Below are 15,629 nucleotides of genomic sequence, written 5' to 3' on the forward strand. Positions count from 1 at the left end.
TTCACTTTGCTATTTCACTGGGTGAACTGCGTGAATTTCACAGGATAAATTGTCAGTTCTCGGTTATCAGTTTCAAATTCCAGGTTTCAAGTTCCGTCATTGCGAGCGTAGCGAAGCAATCTGTTTTCGGATGCTCGGATTTTCGGATGTTCAGATTTTCGGATTCCAATAATGTGCATGCGTTCGTGCGTTCATCCTGTCTCCTGTCTATTATCTAATGTCTATCGTCAGTTTTCCAGATGCTCAGATTTTCGGATACTCGGATGTTCAGACACTCACTACTTTATCCTTTAACCCTGTTCCGGTCTCCGTTTCCCGCCCTTGTTTAACCGCTACGCGGTATGCTTTGCGCGTTGGCCTTCCCCTTTAGGGGCTAGGGGTAGCGTTGGACTCGTGCGTTCTGCTTGCTGGTTTTAACCACCCCGTCCCCGGAGTACCGGGTCCACCGCTCCTTACCAGGCGGGGAAAGGGTATGGTTCGGAGAGCAAAAGACAAAGCGCATTCGTGCGTTCTTCCTGTCTATTGTCTAAAATCTAAGGTCTAAAGCCTAGCGTTATCTAAGCCTCATAGACTCCCGCGGTCAGCGCATATTCTCTAGGATAAACAGGCCTTGGGTTGGTATTCATCGAAATGATTTTCCCTTTGCTAAAGATGTTGCTGAACGCTGCCGGGCTCTTTAGGGTTTCTTTGGCTTTATCAATGCCTTTGTCTTCTTTGATAGCCGATTTGATGGCTCCCTTTTGGTAGTAATAACGCGTTACAATTTCATCAGTCAGGATTTCTTTCAGCTCCTCCTTAAAGGCCTCCAGGTCTTTGTCCAGCTCATGGCCAATCTTGATTTTCAGCTGTTCAAATTCAGCTTGGGCGATCTCATAGTATTTTTCTTCTTTGGCTGTTTTTAGCAGCTCGTTGAACGCCTCTTCCGTTTCCGATTGGTAGGAGAATTTGCGCGCTTTCACAAAAGCTTTAAAATCGTTGAAAATCTCGTTGGTCAACTCAAATTCTTCCGGAGTGGCGATTGACTCGTGTTCGCTGGCAAATTTGGTGGCATAGTCGAAGAAAAGGAAGTCGCGCATAAGGTTGATGGATAGGCTGCTGATTCGGTCCATGTCAATTTTAATGTCCGGAACAATGCCGCCGCCGTCGTATACCTTACGTCCCTTTTTGGTGGTGAATTCACTGATCAGCGAGTCCGGAACAACGCCTACGCTGCCATCCTCGTTGCGATGTGAATAGTCGAGTGCCTGAATGCACCGCCCGCTGGGAATGTAATATTTAGCTGTGGTAACTTTCAGTTTGGCGTTGTAGCTCAGGTCGCGTGTGGTTTGTACCAAGCCTTTTCCGAAGGTGCGGTTGCCAATGATTACCGCGCGGTCCAGGTCCTGAAGGGCGCCCGACACAATCTCAGATGCTGAGGCAGACCCCCGGTTTACCAACACCGCGATGGGCATTACTGTGTCAATGGGGTTTTCGGTAGCATGATACACTTTATCCCATTGTTTTACTTTGCCCTTGGTGCTGACCACTTCCGATCCTTTCGGAACAAAAAGGTTGACAATTTTAACTGATTCCATAAGCAGGCCGCCCGGGTTGGAGCGCAAATCAAGAATCAGTGATTGGGCCTGATGCTGCTCTTTCAGTTCTACAAAGGCTTTTTTGACTTCATTGGCACAGTTCTGGGTGAAGTTGGAAAGGCGAATGTAGGCTGTTTCGTCGTCGAGCATGCCATAGTAGGGAACCGCATCAATCTGTATTTTTTCACGGACGATGTCAATGTCCAGCTTTTTCTTTTGTCCCGGGCGTTCAATCTTAATTGAAACCACTTTATTGGCAGGCCCCTTAAGCAGGTTGCTTACATCTTCAACCGACAGGTTCTGGGTTTCCTTTCCCGCTACTTCCAGCAGAATGTCACCGGCTTTTAGGCCCGCCTTTTGGGCTGGAAACCCTTCGTAAGGCTCAGCAATAACAACCTGTTTGTCGTGCTTGCTTATGACGGCTCCAATGCCGGCATATTCTCCCGTGGTCATAAACTTGAAATCTTCCATTTCTGATTCGGGAATATAAGTGGTGTACGGATCGAGCGATTCAAGCATGTCGTCAATGCTGGTTTTGACCAGGTCCGTCGGGTTGATGTCGTCAACATAGAACAGGTTGAGTTCGCGAACCAGGGTGTAAAAAATATCCAGATTCTTGTCGATTAGGAATAACTTTTCATCGCGGTTGAAGCTTGTGAATACCAGTAGTCCAGAGAGAAGGACGGCAGTGAGGGTTAATCCTATTTTTGTTTTCCTGTTTTGTTTCATGGTGAACTGTTTTTAATGCAGACGACAAAAATAATAAAGCTTTGTTTAAAAGCGGTTGTCATTTTCAGCTAATTAGTTAAATAATCTTAATTGGCATTACACTTTCAAGTTGAATTTTGACGATAGCAAACTTCGTGCACCAGTGTTTGTCTTCGTTAAAGAAGAAGATACCGCTTTTTTAAAAGGCTATCTTTGTGTTATGGATGCAAGTTCAAAACGGCTCCCGGCCGTTTTTTTTCAGCGCGGTACGCTGCAGGTAGCCAGCGAGCTGGTGGGTAAAACCCTTGTTCGTGTGTTTGATGATGGAACGGTTTGTCGGTACCGAATTACGGAAACCGAGGCCTATTGTGGGCAGGAAGATTTAGCGTGTCACACCAGCAAGGGACGTACCCGGCGAACTGAAGTGATGTTTCAGCCGGGTGGGCTGGTGTATGTGTATTTGATATACGGCCTGTATTGGCTGTTGAATGTGGTCACCGATCAGGAAGGACAGGGCTCGGCCGTGCTGATTCGTGGGCTGGAAGGATTTGATGGGCCGGGAAGGGTGGGGCGTGAGTTGCAACTTGACCGGTCGTTTTATGGGGAGGACCTGGATACTTCCGCGCGGTTGTGGGTGGAAGATGCCCCTCATGATGTAACAGTAACCGCCTTGCCGCGTATCGGAATTCAGTATGCCGGGGAGCCTTGGGTGAGTAAGCCGTGGCGTTTTAAACAGGTGTCGGAAATTTATATTTCCCCCGCAGGCCCTGAGCACAGGTAAAAGGTGGCTGTTATTCCGGATATCCCTTGCTATCGGCTATTTGAGTGCAGGAGGGTATTTGCAGCTTCTTGCTTGTAAATCTTTGGGTTAATTTTATTTTAGCTGCACTTTTCTGTTTGGTTTTTCAGAAAAAAGAAATACTTTTGCAGTCCCGATTATTGTCCGTACTTGCAGTTCTTATAAATGATTGATAATGTTGTTGGTAGAAATCTTATTAACATGCCCGATGTTGATAAGTCGGAAGCCTCTCAACCAATTGGATTGTAAGTTTTTGCAACTTTTAGTGTTAATTTAAAAAATTAAAGGCAAGTGGATACTTTATCTTACAAGACCGTTTCGGCCAACAGTGCCACGGCAAATAAGGAATGGGTTGTGATTGACGCAACAGACATGGTGCTTGGTCGTTTGGCCACAGCAGTAGCCAAGATTCTGAGAGGCAAACACAAACCTAACTTTACACCTCACGCTGACTGTGGGGACAATGTAGTTGTTATCAACGCTGAAAAAGTGCGTTTAACAGGTAACAAACTGAGTGATAAAATTTACCTGCGCCACACTGGGTACCCAGGTGGACAGCGCAAGCAAACTCCAGCCGATATTTTAGCTAAATATCCGGAACGTTTAGTGGAGAAAGCTGTAAAAGGTATGCTACCCAAAAATCGTTTGGGCCGCAAGGTTTATGGCAACATGAAAGTATACGTTGGTGCTGAGCACAAACAAGAGGCTCAAAATCCAAAAGTAATTGATTTAAACAAGATTAAACTATAACAATGGAAGTCGTAAATACCCTAGGACGTAGAAAATCTGCTGTTGCTCGTGTTTACATCAGCGAGGGCAAAGGAAATGTTACCATTAATAAAAGGGATTTGAAAGAGTATTTCCCCAATGGAACACTGCAGTATATTGTTATGCAACCCTTAAACCTTGTTGGTGTAGCTGATCAATATGATGTAAAAGTAAATCTTGACGGAGGTGGTATTAAAGGACAAGCTGAGGCTTTGCGTTTAGCAATCTCCAGAGCTTTGATCGAAATCGATCCGGAAGCAAGACCAGTATTGAAACAAGCCGGCTTTTTGACGCGTGACCCACGTGAAGTGGAACGTAAAAAACCAGGTCAACCAAAAGCACGGAAACGTTTCCAATTCTCAAAACGTTAAGAACGATTATCAATCTAAATATGACTGTGGATCTGAAATCACTGAGACTTCCAACTTTTGGTTAGGAGCTACTCAGCGGTTGCTTTTCAACAAATTATTTAAAAAAGTAAAAAGATGCCAAGAACAAATTTTCAAGAATTATTGGATGCAGGTGTACACTTTGGTCACCTGAAAAGAAAGTGGAATCCAAACATGGCTCCATACATTTTCATGGAGAAAAACGGAATTCACATCATCGATTTACAGAAAACTGTTGTGAAAATCGATGAGGCCGCTGCCGCCTTGAAACAAATTGCCAAATCGGGACGCAAAATTTTATTCGTTGCAACGAAAAAACAAGCTAAAGAAATCGTTGCCGATGCCGTAGGGGGTGTGAACATGCCTTACGTAGTTGAGCGTTGGCCAGGGGGTATGCTAACCAACTTCCCAACCATCCGTAAAGCGGTGAAAAAAATGATCGCTATCGACAAAATGGCGAATGACGGAAGTTGGGATAACTTGTCAAAACGCGAAAAGTTGCAAATTACACGTCAGCGTGCTAAACTGGAAAAAGTTCTGGGAAGTATCGCCGACTTAACGCGTCTTCCAGCAGCCTTGTTTGTTGTTGACGTATTGAAAGAAAAGATCGCTGTTCGCGAAGCTCAGAAATTGGGTATTCCTGTATTCGCAATGGTTGATACCAATTCAAATCCAGAGGGATTGGATTTTGTCATTCCTGCTAACGATGATGCTTCTCAATCGGTTCGTTTGATTGTTCGCCTGATGTGCGATGCTATTGGCGAAGGTTTGAACGAGCGCAAAGTAGAGCGTGAAAACGAAGGAGACGAAGACAAACCCAAAAAAGCCAGAAGCAAAAAATCAGCTGCTAAAGCGGAAGTGAAAGCTGAAGTAAAAGCAGAAGCTAAGGCTGAAGGAGATGTTGAAGTAGAGAAAAACAACGAAGAATAATTGCTCTTTTAACAACTAAAAACACAAACAATTATGGCAATTACTGCTGCAGATGTAATGAAGTTGCGTAAAGCAACAGGCGCCGGCATGATGGACTGTAAAAACGCCCTTGCCGATGCAAACGGTGATTTTGATGCCGCCGTTCAGATAATCCGCGAAAAAGGTAAACTGGTAGCAAACAAGCGTTCTGACCGCGAAGCTTCAGAAGGTGTTGCGCTTGCTGGTGTTAGTGATGATAATAAATTCGGAGCAATCGTTGTTTTGAACTGTGAAACAGACTTCGTGGCCAAAAATGAAGACTTTGTTAATAAAACCAAATCCTTTTTGGATGCGGCAATTGCTAACAAAGCAGCTGACTTGGAAGCATTGAAAGCACTGGAAGTTGATGGACGTACAATTGAATCACACGTAGCAGAGCAATCTGGTGTGATTGGTGAGAAAATTGAATTGTCTTTCTACGCTAAAGTGGAAGCCGAAGCTGTTGTTCCTTACATTCACCCAGGAAATAAATTAGCCACTTTGGTTGGTTTCAACCAAGGAGTAGCTGATGTGCAAATTCTGAAGGATGTAGCGATGCAAGTGGCTGCAATGAGCCCGGTAGCTGTTGATAAAGACAATGTTGCTCCTGAGGTTGTTGAGAAAGAATTGGAAATTGCTAAGGAAAAATTCCGTCAGGAAGGCAAGCCAGAAGCAATGCTTGACAAAATCGCTCAAGGTGCTTTGAATAAATTCTTCAAAGAAAACACATTGTTGAATCAAGCCTTTGTGAAAGACAACAAACAAACAGTAAAAGAATACCTGCAATCAGCTGATAAAGGGTTGACGGTTACTGAGTTTGTTCGTACAACACTAGCAGAATAAGAGCTTAGAACTCTATACATAGCAGGGCTAACCATTTTGGTTAGCCCTTTTTTTATGCCTTGTGTTTGAGGAAAAGTTTCTGAGTACATAGGGGCAGGGGCATGGACTTCCAGATGCTCACGACTGACTACTTTCTTTCTCCTTTAACTTTGGCTCTTGCTTCTCTTAAGCCATCCGGCCCGGTTCCCGGGGCACCTTCCCTTCGAGAGTGGAAGGAAGGTCAACCACTGGGGCATGTGTGCATTCTAACTTGTTTTTTCTTTTGCGTGCTCTGTATCAATGCCTGAATAAGGTTGAATGGGAAATAAAGATTATTGGTTTTCTCTTCAACGAGTGCAGCCATCTTGCATCAGAGAATCATTCTACCCTGTCCGACAACGACCATCTTTTAAAAGATGAGAACAATCTTACAGAAGATCATGATGCTACCCCGCCCGATGGAGGCTATCTTCCATCAGAGGAACATGCTACCCCGCCCGATGGCCTCTCTCTGGCGTAAGATTAAGACCATCTTCCATCAGAGGAAGCTTCTCTTATAGAAGATCAAGACGCTACCCCGTCAGATAGCCATTATCTGGCATAAGATAATGGCTATCTTATGGAAGATGATGATCCTACCCTTAAAGCAAAAAACGCCAAAGATCGCGAGAGGGCAGGGGATACGGGGGCTCCATTTGCCAGCTAACTGCTGTTTGTCACCGGTCCTCCTTCTTCGTTTTCCTTGGTGTCTCATTGTATGAACAAAAAAAGGCCGGATCTATCGAAACGGCCTTCAAGGGTAAGTATGTGTTATTGCTTAGCTTAACTTAGCAAAAAGCGCTTTAAAATTCACCTGCGAAGCAATGATTTCTTTTAGTTCGCTGATTGCTACGCGCTCTTGTTTCATCGTGTCGCGGTAGCGAATAGTGACCGTTTGATCCTCCAGGCTTTGGTGGTCTACCGTAGCGCAAAATGGGGTTCCTACAGCGTCCTGACGACGGTAGCGTTTTCCGATGGAGTCTTTCTCGTCATACTGACAGTTGAAGTCAAACTTCAGGTCATCAATAATTTCGCGGGCCTTTTCAGGCAGTCCGTCTTTCTTCACCAAAGGCATTACAGCCAGTTTTACAGGCGCTAGCGGTGCAGGCAGTTTCAAGACTACACGGGTATCTTTTTTGCCATTTGCGGATTCCAGCTCTTCCTCAAAATAAGAGGCTGACATGATTTGCAGGAACATGCGGTCAAGCCCGATAGAAGTTTCTACGACATAAGGAACGTAGGACTCTCCTAATTCCGGATCGTAATATTGAATTTTCTTACCGGAGAATTCCTGGTGTTGAGAGAGGTCAAAGTCGGTGCGGGAGTGAATTCCCTCTACTTCTTTGAAACCAAAGGGGAATTTGTATTCTACATCCACAGCAGCATTGGCGTAGTGAGCCAGCTTTTCGTGCTCGTGAAAGCGGTAGTTGTCATCGCCAAAGCCCAATGCGCGGTGCCATTTCATGCGGGTTTCCTTCCACTTTTCAAACCAGTCAAGCTCTGATCCGGGGCGAACGAAGAATTGCATCTCCATTTGTTCGAATTCGCGCATGCGGAAAATAAACTGGCGGGCCACAATCTCGTTCCGGAAGGCTTTACCAATCTGCGCAATTCCAAACGGAATTTTCATGCGTCCGGTCTTTTGAACGTTCAGGTAGTTTACAAAGATTCCCTGGGCTGTTTCAGGGCGCAGGTACACTTTTAAGGCACCGTCGGCTGTCGAGCCCATTTCGGTTCCAAACATCAGGTTGAATTGACGGACATCGGTCCAGTTGCGTGTGCCGCTGATCGGGCAGGCGATCTCCTGGTCAACAATGATTTGTTTGAGCTCAGCCAGGTCATTGTCGTTAAGGGCTTTTGCAAAACGGGCATGCAGCTCATTCCATTTCTGCTGGTTGGCCAGCACACGTGAGTTGGTTTCGCGGAATTGTTTTTCGTCAAACGCATCGCCAAAACGTTTTTGAGCTTTGGCAACTTCCTTGTTCATTTTTTCTTCGAACTTAGCCAGTTGCTCTTCAATTAAAACATCGGCACGGTAACGCTTCTTCGAGTCCTTGTTGTCAATCAACGGATCGTTAAAGGCATCTACGTGACCTGAAGCTTTCCAGATAGTGGGGTGCATAAAGATGGCCGAGTCCAGGCCAACTACATTTTCGTGCAGCATCACCATGCTGTCCCACCAATATTTTTTGATGTTGTTTTTAAGTTCTACGCCATTCTGACCGTAATCATACACCGCTCCAAGCCCATCGTAAATTTCGCTTGACTGAAATACAAACCCATACTCTTTACAATGCGCAATCAGCTTCTTGAAAATATCTTCCTGAGCCATAATAATCGTTATTAAAATATCCGTTTGAAATTAATCGACTTCTTCAAAATCAACATACTCGCCTTCGTCTTTGGGAATGCGTCCATTGTTGTATTGGTTTTTCTCAATGGTTACTTCGCCTTCTGGTTTTGAGGGGCGGGGTTCCCTGAAATCCCGATGTTGTTTTGGCTGACTTATAAATAAGGGGAGAACATACTTTGTAAGCAACTTGATCAGATAGTAAATGACCACGAAGACAAATAATGTTCTAAAAAATCCTACCAAAAATAAAATCACATTTAATTGTTCCATATCTCTTGAAAATCAGCGGCCGTAAAATTAGCAATTATATTATGAATTGGGAATTTGATTCGCTCAATTATTGAAATTTGGAGATAGAATTGATTTATCGGAATTTTTAGAATATTTCTACCTTTGCAGGAAAAAGAAAAAAATGACCACATACAAACGCGTTCTGTTAAAATTAAGCGGTGAATCTCTGATGGGAGAACAAGCTTATGGTATTGATCAGGAAAGGCTGAGTGATTATGCTATCCAAATTAAAGAAGCGGTTGCTTTGGGTGTCCAAATCGGAATCGTGATTGGCGGCGGCAATATTTTCAGAGGACTTAGCGGTGCTGCCAAAGGATTTGACCGGGTAAAGGGTGATCAGATGGGCATGATGGCTACGGTGATCAACAGCCTGGCTTTGAATTCGGCCTTGACCGCCCATGGGGTGAAGTCGCGGGTGCTAACTGCGATTCGCATGGAGCCGGTTGGCGAGTTTTACTCCAAAGACAAAGCCATTGAGACCTTGGAAAAGGGCGAAGTTGCCATTTTCTCCGCCGGAACCGGAAACCCTTACTTTACGACAGACACGGGCTCATCATTACGCGGAATAGAAATTGAAGCGGATGCCATGTTAAAGGGAACGCGTGTAGATGGTATTTATACTGCCGATCCGGAAAAGGATGCTTCGGCCACTAAGTTTGATAAAATATCTTTTGATGAGATTTACAACCGGGGTTTGAAAGTGATGGATTTGACGGCAACAACCATGTGTAAAGAAAATAATTTACCCATCGTTGTGTTTAATATGGACGAGAAAGGCAACCTGCTGAAAGTCTTGTCTGGCGCGAATATTGGGACGTTGGTACACGTCTGAACGAAATTTTTATACTAAAATTGATTAAAAAAGTTAAGGAATTTCAAAATTCTTTAATTTTTTCTATATTTGCTCACAGCACAACGATACTGACCATTTTAAATTGAATATGGAAGAAGAATTAGAATTGATACTCGAAGTTTGTAAAGAGAAGATGGAGTCAGCCATCAGGCACCTGGAAGATGAATTAGTTCATATTCGTGCCGGAAAGGCTTCTACAAGGATGTTGGATGGAGTATTAGTTGATTACTACGGGAGTATGACTCCGCTGAATCAGGTTTCAAATGTCAGTACACCTGATGCTCGTACCATTGCTGTCCAGCCTTGGGAAAAACCAATGATTGCTCCGATTGAAAAAGCGATTATGAACGCCAACCTGGGTTTCAATCCAGAAAATAATGGTGAGATGATTCGTATCAGTGTTCCTCCTCTAACCGAAGAGCGTCGTCGAAACCTGACGAAGCAAGTTAGTCAGGAGGGCGAAAAGGCACGTATCAGTATTCGTAGCGCACGAAAGGAAGCCAACGAAGGGTTGAAGAAACTATTGAAAGATGGCTTGTCTGAGGATCTGCAGAAGAATGCAGAATCCGATGTGCAAGAAATGACCGATCGCTTTGGTAAAGAAGTTGATGGCCTGCTTGAAGAGAAAAATCAAGAGATTTTAACGATATAATTGTTTCTAGTTTTCTGTTTTCTGAACATTGTTTAATTGTTTTCATGGCTTTGAGGCAGCTTGTTGAAGCTGCCTTTTTTTTGTCCTTTTTTTTGGGATTGTTCGGTCTTTAAAAGGTTACATCATTGTCGGTCATGGCTCATTTGTTGTGTGGATGAATACCAAGCTGAGCCAATCTTTCAAACACATTTTTATATTCCCGCCCTTTCATTAATTTTAGATTCAAATTAGCATCAGTGCCGATACGTGGTGCGATGTGGTTTCAGTTAAAACAAAAGATTAAATAAACACCATGGTAGGATTAGTTGATTATCATATGCATACCGTCCTCTCTGACGGAAAGAACACCTATGAGGAGATGATTGAAAGGGCTATTGCTATTGGGCTGGACGAGATTGGCTTTAGCGATCATGTGGGACTTAAAGCAGTTGACTGGGCCGTTAGTCCGGTAGATATTCCGGTGATGACCGAGCAGATTCTGGAGCTTCGTGAGAAGTATCGTTCTCAAATTAAAGTCCGCTATGGAATTGAAATGGACTACTTCCCCGGGCGGGAAGCTGAGATTCAGGAGATCATCAGCCAGCTCCCCCTTGATTATGTGATTGGCTCGGTTCACTTCATCGGTGACTGGAATTTTGATACGGACAAATCGTTGTATGGAAAGTGGTCCAACGACGAGCTTTATCATATTTACTACGACTTAATTCAGCAAGCGGCAAAATCGGGTTTGTTTGATACAATCGGACATTTGGATATTATTAAAAAGTTTCAGATTTATCCGGAGTCCGACCAATCGGAATTGATTGAGGACACCTTAAGTGTGATTAAGGAACACGACCTGGTTGTTGAGCTGAATACGGGAGGACTTGATCGTCCGTGTGCCGAATTTACGCCAAGCCCGGAGATTGTGACGCGCTGTTATCATCATCATATTCCAATGACCTTGTCGTCTGATGCACACGGCGCTGATCAGATTGCTCGTCATTATGAGTCGGCACTTAACCTGATGAAGCGGGTTGGCTTTGAAGAAATAGCTACTTTTGATGGACGCCATCGTAGAGCGATGCGGATCTGATACTAATCGGCTCGGCGGCTCGTTAGTCTTTCGGCCGGATGATTTTAATCGCTTAATCATTCAGCCTGTAACTAATAGAAGTTGTATATTTGAGCCCTAATTTTTTGAGATGGAAGAACCTGTGGGAAGCATACTTGAAACAATAAATACGCCCGCCGATCTTCGTCAGTTAAAGCAGGAGGACTTAATCACGCTTTGCGACGAGCTTAGGCAGTTTATCATTGATGAGGTATCTAACAATCCGGGGCACTTGGGGGCAAGTCTTGGAGTGGTAGAGCTTACCGTAGCCTTGCATTACGCTTATAATACCCCTTATGACCAGCTTATTTGGGATGTGGGTCATCAAGCTTACGGGCATAAAATACTCACGGGGCGCAGAACCCAGTTTCATACCAACCGGAAATACAATGGCCTGAGTGGTTTCCCGAAACCTTCGGAAAGTGAATACGATGCTTTTGGTGTAGGGCATGCCAGTACCTCGATTTCTGCCGCCTTGGGCATGGCTCAGGCTGCTTCAGTTAAGAAGGAGAAGAACCGGAAAGTTGTGGCTGTTATTGGTGATGGCTCAATGACCGGAGGGATGGCTTTTGAAGGGCTAAACAATGCAGGTTTCAATAATTCAGATGTGCTGATTGTGTTGAATGATAATCAAATGGCCATTGATCCGAATGTGGGCGGAGTAAGTAATTACCTGTTAAATATTTCCAAGTCGAAATCTTATAATAAGCTGAAGAACGAAATATGGGAAGTCCTTGGAAAACTCAATGGTTTTGGGCCTAAAGCCCGTCGGTTGGTTCAAAAAATGGAGGGCGCCTTAAAGTCCTATCTTCTGAAGGAATCAAACCTCTTTGAAAGTTTAGGTATTCGTTATTTTGGACCGGTTGATGGACACGATGTAGAATACCTGAGCAATGTTTTGCGTGACCTTCGCGATATTCCCGGGCCCAAGTTACTTCATGTAATAACCAAGAAGGGGAAAGGGTTTAAGCTGGCTGAGATGAATCAGACGGTTTATCATGCTCCTGGTAAATTCAATAAAGAAACGGGAGAAATTATTGGCTGCGAGTGCGATTTGAACAAGCCTCCCAAATTTCAGAATGTATTTGGCAACACCTTGGTGGAGCTGGCTGAAAATAATCCCAAAATAGTAGGAGTGACACCTGCCATGCCAACGGGCTGCTCCCTGAATATTATGATGGAAAAAATGCCGGACCGGGCATTTGACGTTGGTATTGCTGAACCGCATGCCGTTACTTTTTCGGCCGGAATGGCTATTCAGGGTTTGATTCCTTTTTGCAATATTTACTCCTCTTTTATGCAGCGGGCCTATGATCAGATCATTCACGATGTGGCCATTCAGAAGCTGAATGTGGTTTTCTGCCTGGATCGTGGCGGCTTGGTTGGAGCTGACGGGGCCACACACCATGGGGTGTTCGATCTGGCTTATATGCGGAGTATCCCGAACATGACTGTTTCTGCACCGATGGATGAAATTGAATTGCGCAACCTGATGTATACGGCTCAGCAGGATAATATGGGGCCTTTTTCCATTCGTTATCCTCGCGGTTGTGGATGCAAAGTTGATTGGAAGCAGCCTTTTGGGCTTGTTGAAATTGGTAAAGGACGATTGCTGACTGAAGGTGAAGATTTGGCGGTGCTAACCATTGGTACAACTGGAGTTAACGCCTCAAGGGCAGTAAAGTCGCTGAATAGCAAAGATTTTTCGGTGGCGCATTATGACATGCGCTTTGTTAAGCCGTTGGATGAAGAATTGCTTCACCAGATCTTTCAAAAATACACTTGTGTGATTACGGTCGAAGATGGGGTGATTCAGGGAGGTTTTGGCTCGGCTGTGCTTGAATTTATGAATGACCACCATTATCAGGCGCAACTGGTTCGCTTGGGAGTACCTGATCAGTTTATTGAACATGGTACGCCGGAAGAGCTGCAGCATGATTGTGGCTTCGATCAGAAGGGGATTTACCAGGCTTGTATCGACTTGCTTGAGCAATAAGGCAAGGAGTGTCTGTGTTGGTTTTAGTTCGTTAGGAGGCAGGTGCTCGTAGCCTGAGGTGAGTCTGGATTGACGAAGAAAAGAGGGGGCGGTTATACTTTATAGTCAGATGATTCGTTTAGAAAGGAAATCAAAACTGAATACCATTGGAACTCTATTTCAAAAAACGGCGCTGGAAACTACTTCTTTTACTAATTGCAATGCTTATTGGCGCCAGTTCTCTTATTTATACCAACTGGTTGATCGGACAAATGTCCAAGCAGGAGCGCAAGAGTGTTGAACTGTGGGCGGAAGCCATGAAAAGACTGGTGGATGTTGGAAATGGCAGCAATCAAGACCTGACTTTTTTGCAGGATATCATGGAGGATAATACCACCATTCCTATTATTTATACCGATGAAGCGGGCACCATTTTAGGCGATCGGAACATCAGTTATACCGAAAAGCGAAAAGCTATTGTGTTGCAGCATGAACTGGAAAAGATGAAAGGGCAAAAGGCTCCCATCGAGGTCGTTCTTTCCGAGGAAGTGAAGCAATATTTATACTACCGGGATTCCAACTTGCTTCAGAACTTGCGTTACTTTCCCCTGGCTCAGTTCGGAGTCATTATGCTATTCATCATTGTTTCCTACTTTGCCTTTAGCTCTTCGCGTAAAGCTGAGCAGAACCAGGTTTGGGTAGGAATGTCGAAGGAAACGGCGCACCAGTTGGGAACGCCCATTTCATCCTTAATGGCTTGGGTCGAGCTTTTGAAAATGAAACAGATTGATCAGGAGCTAATCGCTGAGATTGAAAAAGATGTTTCCCGGCTGGAAAAGATTACCGAGCGTTTCTCCAAGATTGGCTCAGCGCCGGAGTTGGTGGTGGCTGATTTGAAGCATGTGCTGCAAACGACGGTCAGTTACCTGCAGAACCGATCCTCTCAGAAAGTTCGCTTTCAACTGGAGGTGGATAACGAGCAGAGGTATGATGTGCCTCACAATGCGGCTCTTTTTAGTTGGGTGATCGAGAACTTGTGTAAAAATGCGGTTGATGCCATTGAATCGGATGGTATTATTCGCTTGCAGCTATCGAAAAATAGTAAACAGACGATTCTGGATATTTCGGACAATGGAAAAGGTATTCCCAAATCGCAATATAAAACGGTTTTTGAGCCCGGGTATACAACCAAGAAGCGGGGCTGGGGTTTGGGACTTTCGTTGGCCCGACGAATTATTGAAAATTACCATCAAGGTAAAATTGCCCTTAAACACTCCGAAATAGGCCGGGGAACGACCTTCCGGATTGTGTTGCCGAACGCCTGATTTTTCAACATTTTTGGGCTGCATAATTCGTTGAGCAAAAGAATTTTGTAGAAAAGCCGGGAATCGATGTTAAAAAAATCAGATAATTTTCTCTGTTTGTTTATTTTTTATACTTTTGCAACACTTTTTTCTAGGCAATGGCAAATTTGAAAGCATATAACGTTGCACTTAAAGGACTTGGATTAGGCAAGCATCGGTTTGACTATCAGGTAGGATCAGCGTTCTTTAAGTACTTCGACGGAGGAATCGCCGATGACGGGAATGTTGACATTACGCTGGAGCTTGAGAAACAAAGTGCATTGATAGTTCTTTGGTTTCATGTCCGTGGAACGGTGAAAATACAGTGCGATCGCTGTTTGGACTTGTTTGACCAGCCGGTTGACAGTCAAAACAAGGTTTTCGTAAAGTATGGTGAAGAAAAATTTGAAGAAGGCGATGATGTGGTTTGGGTTGCACCGGATGAATCTCACATCAACGTGGCGAAGCTGATTTATGACTTTATCATTTTGTCGATTCCAATAAAACATGTACATCCGGATGATGCGAATGGAGAAAGCCTTTGTAATCCGGAAATGTTGGAAAAACTGAACCTATTGTCTGTGCAGGACGTTGAACAAGAGGAAGAACCTGAGACAGATTCACGATGGGACGAGTTGAAAAAATTATTAGAATAACAAATAAAGACTTTTTAAAATGGCACATCCAAAACACAAAACATCAAAATCCAGAAGGGATAAGAGAAGAACACACTATAAAGCAACGCCATCAACATTGGCTACGTGTTCTAACTGCGGCTCGACTGTAAAATACCACACCGTTTGTCCGGAATGTGGATACTACAAAGGCAAGCTTGCAATCGAAAAAGACGTTACTGTTTAACTTTCATATCATGATCAGAAGAGCCACTCTTCTGATCTTTTTTTTACCCCATTGTAAACTTTTCGAACGATTTAATTAGTTGTTTTAAAATGACTTAGGGTTATTCTTTTGCCCGCTTTTCTTTGCTGTTCGAATTTTTCACCCTATCTTTCGCAACCAAA

General features: G+C 44.1%; 15 protein-coding genes. 12 read left to right on the forward strand and 3 right to left on the reverse strand.

Annotated features, from left to right (window positions below):
* Window positions 1-557: 557 nt before the first annotated feature.
* The gene (locus ACRD6K_RS00570; RefSeq protein ID WP_430971653.1) at window positions 558-2,303 is read right to left on the reverse strand and encodes a S41 family peptidase; all 1,746 of its coding nucleotides are present in this window, start codon (window positions 2,301-2,303) and stop codon (window positions 558-560) included.
* Between the two features lie 199 nt (window positions 2,304-2,502).
* Between ACRD6K_RS00570 and ACRD6K_RS00575 the strand changes: the two genes are divergently transcribed.
* The 5 genes from ACRD6K_RS00575 to tsf all read left to right on the forward strand — a co-directional run bounded on the left by ACRD6K_RS00575 (window position 2,503) and on the right by tsf (window position 6,029).
* Window positions 2,503-3,063 (forward strand): DNA-3-methyladenine glycosylase, encoded by a 561-nt coding sequence (locus ACRD6K_RS00575; RefSeq protein ID WP_430971654.1) that lies wholly within the window; start codon window positions 2,503-2,505, stop codon window positions 3,061-3,063.
* 309 nt (window positions 3,064-3,372) lie between these two features.
* Window positions 3,373-3,831 carry a 50S ribosomal protein L13 gene (rplM, locus tag ACRD6K_RS00580; protein ID WP_299581825.1) on the forward strand — a complete coding sequence of 153 codons (459 nt, stop codon included), beginning with the start codon at window positions 3,373-3,375 and terminating at the stop codon, window positions 3,829-3,831.
* Window positions 3,832-3,833: 2 nt separating this feature from the next.
* A complete protein-coding gene (gene rpsI, locus ACRD6K_RS00585) occupies window positions 3,834-4,220 on the forward strand; it encodes a 30S ribosomal protein S9 (RefSeq protein WP_299581828.1) in 387 nt (128 codons plus the stop codon).
* 114 nt (window positions 4,221-4,334) lie between these two features.
* On the forward strand, window positions 4,335-5,168 hold the full coding sequence (gene rpsB / locus ACRD6K_RS00590) for a 30S ribosomal protein S2 (RefSeq protein WP_430971655.1): 834 nt from the start codon (window positions 4,335-4,337) through the stop codon (window positions 5,166-5,168).
* 33 nt (window positions 5,169-5,201) lie between these two features.
* The gene (tsf, locus tag ACRD6K_RS00595; RefSeq protein ID WP_299581836.1) at window positions 5,202-6,029 is read left to right on the forward strand and encodes a translation elongation factor Ts; all 828 of its coding nucleotides are present in this window, start codon (window positions 5,202-5,204) and stop codon (window positions 6,027-6,029) included.
* 796 nt (window positions 6,030-6,825) lie between these two features.
* Here tsf and ACRD6K_RS00600 read toward each other — a convergent pair.
* Together ACRD6K_RS00600 and ACRD6K_RS00605 are read right to left on the reverse strand one after the other, a co-directional pair.
* Window positions 6,826-8,379, reverse strand: a complete 1,554-nt coding sequence (locus ACRD6K_RS00600) for a glycine--tRNA ligase (RefSeq protein ID WP_430971656.1) — start codon at window positions 8,377-8,379, stop codon at window positions 6,826-6,828.
* A 30-nt stretch (window positions 8,380-8,409) separates the two neighbouring features.
* Window positions 8,410-8,670 carry a hypothetical protein gene (locus ACRD6K_RS00605; RefSeq protein WP_299581842.1) on the reverse strand — a complete coding sequence of 87 codons (261 nt, stop codon included), beginning with the start codon at window positions 8,668-8,670 and terminating at the stop codon, window positions 8,410-8,412.
* 142 nt (window positions 8,671-8,812) lie between these two features.
* Between ACRD6K_RS00605 and pyrH the strand changes: the two genes are divergently transcribed.
* The 7 genes from pyrH (at window position 8,813) to rpmF (ending at window position 15,468) form a co-directional block, all read left to right on the forward strand.
* Entirely contained in the window at window positions 8,813-9,523 is a 711-nt protein-coding gene (pyrH, locus tag ACRD6K_RS00610) for a UMP kinase (protein ID WP_299581845.1), read from the forward strand.
* Between the two features lie 109 nt (window positions 9,524-9,632).
* Window positions 9,633-10,196: a ribosome recycling factor gene (gene frr / locus ACRD6K_RS00615; RefSeq protein WP_299581848.1), complete on the forward strand. Its 564-nt coding sequence runs from the start codon at window positions 9,633-9,635 to the stop codon at window positions 10,194-10,196.
* A 292-nt stretch (window positions 10,197-10,488) separates the two neighbouring features.
* On the forward strand, window positions 10,489-11,271 hold the full coding sequence (locus ACRD6K_RS00620) for a histidinol-phosphatase (RefSeq protein ID WP_430971657.1): 783 nt from the start codon (window positions 10,489-10,491) through the stop codon (window positions 11,269-11,271).
* A gap of 109 nt (window positions 11,272-11,380) precedes the next feature.
* Entirely contained in the window at window positions 11,381-13,285 is a 1,905-nt protein-coding gene (dxs, locus tag ACRD6K_RS00625; RefSeq protein WP_430971658.1) for a 1-deoxy-D-xylulose-5-phosphate synthase, read from the forward strand.
* Window positions 13,286-13,431: 146 nt separating this feature from the next.
* Window positions 13,432-14,589 (forward strand): sensor histidine kinase, encoded by a 1,158-nt coding sequence (locus tag ACRD6K_RS00630; protein WP_430971659.1) that lies wholly within the window; start codon window positions 13,432-13,434, stop codon window positions 14,587-14,589.
* Between the two features lie 137 nt (window positions 14,590-14,726).
* Window positions 14,727-15,263 carry a YceD family protein gene (locus ACRD6K_RS00635; protein ID WP_299581860.1) on the forward strand — a complete coding sequence of 179 codons (537 nt, stop codon included), beginning with the start codon at window positions 14,727-14,729 and terminating at the stop codon, window positions 15,261-15,263.
* A gap of 19 nt (window positions 15,264-15,282) precedes the next feature.
* A complete protein-coding gene (gene rpmF, locus ACRD6K_RS00640; protein WP_299581863.1) occupies window positions 15,283-15,468 on the forward strand; it encodes a 50S ribosomal protein L32 in 186 nt (61 codons plus the stop codon).
* Window positions 15,469-15,629 lie beyond the last annotated feature (161 nt).

The organism is Sunxiuqinia rutila, from assembly GCF_050589705.1.
Lineage (GTDB): Bacteria > Bacteroidota > Bacteroidia > Bacteroidales > Prolixibacteraceae > Sunxiuqinia > Sunxiuqinia rutila.

Excerpts from the sequence above, each read along its gene's own strand:
- ACRD6K_RS00570 (WP_430971653.1), bottom strand. The coding sequence starts at position 2,303 with ATGAAACAAAACAGGAAAACAAAAATAGGATTAACCCTCACTGCCGTC.
- ACRD6K_RS00575 (WP_430971654.1), top strand. The coding sequence starts at position 2,503 with ATGGATGCAAGTTCAAAACGGCTCCCGGCCGTTTTTTTTCAGCGCGGT.
- rpsI (WP_299581828.1), top strand. The coding sequence starts at position 3,834 with ATGGAAGTCGTAAATACCCTAGGACGTAGAAAATCTGCTGTTGCTCGT.
- rpsB (WP_430971655.1), top strand. The coding sequence starts at position 4,335 with ATGCCAAGAACAAATTTTCAAGAATTATTGGATGCAGGTGTACACTTT.
- tsf (WP_299581836.1), top strand. The coding sequence starts at position 5,202 with ATGGCAATTACTGCTGCAGATGTAATGAAGTTGCGTAAAGCAACAGGC.
- ACRD6K_RS00600 (WP_430971656.1), bottom strand. The coding sequence starts at position 8,379 with ATGGCTCAGGAAGATATTTTCAAGAAGCTGATTGCGCATTGTAAAGAG.
- ACRD6K_RS00605 (WP_299581842.1), bottom strand. The coding sequence starts at position 8,670 with ATGGAACAATTAAATGTGATTTTATTTTTGGTAGGATTTTTTAGAACA.
- pyrH (WP_299581845.1), top strand. The coding sequence starts at position 8,813 with ATGACCACATACAAACGCGTTCTGTTAAAATTAAGCGGTGAATCTCTG.
- frr (WP_299581848.1), top strand. The coding sequence starts at position 9,633 with ATGGAAGAAGAATTAGAATTGATACTCGAAGTTTGTAAAGAGAAGATG.
- ACRD6K_RS00620 (WP_430971657.1), top strand. The coding sequence starts at position 10,489 with ATGGTAGGATTAGTTGATTATCATATGCATACCGTCCTCTCTGACGGA.
- dxs (WP_430971658.1), top strand. The coding sequence starts at position 11,381 with ATGGAAGAACCTGTGGGAAGCATACTTGAAACAATAAATACGCCCGCC.
- ACRD6K_RS00635 (WP_299581860.1), top strand. The coding sequence starts at position 14,727 with ATGGCAAATTTGAAAGCATATAACGTTGCACTTAAAGGACTTGGATTA.
- rpmF (WP_299581863.1), top strand. The coding sequence starts at position 15,283 with ATGGCACATCCAAAACACAAAACATCAAAATCCAGAAGGGATAAGAGA.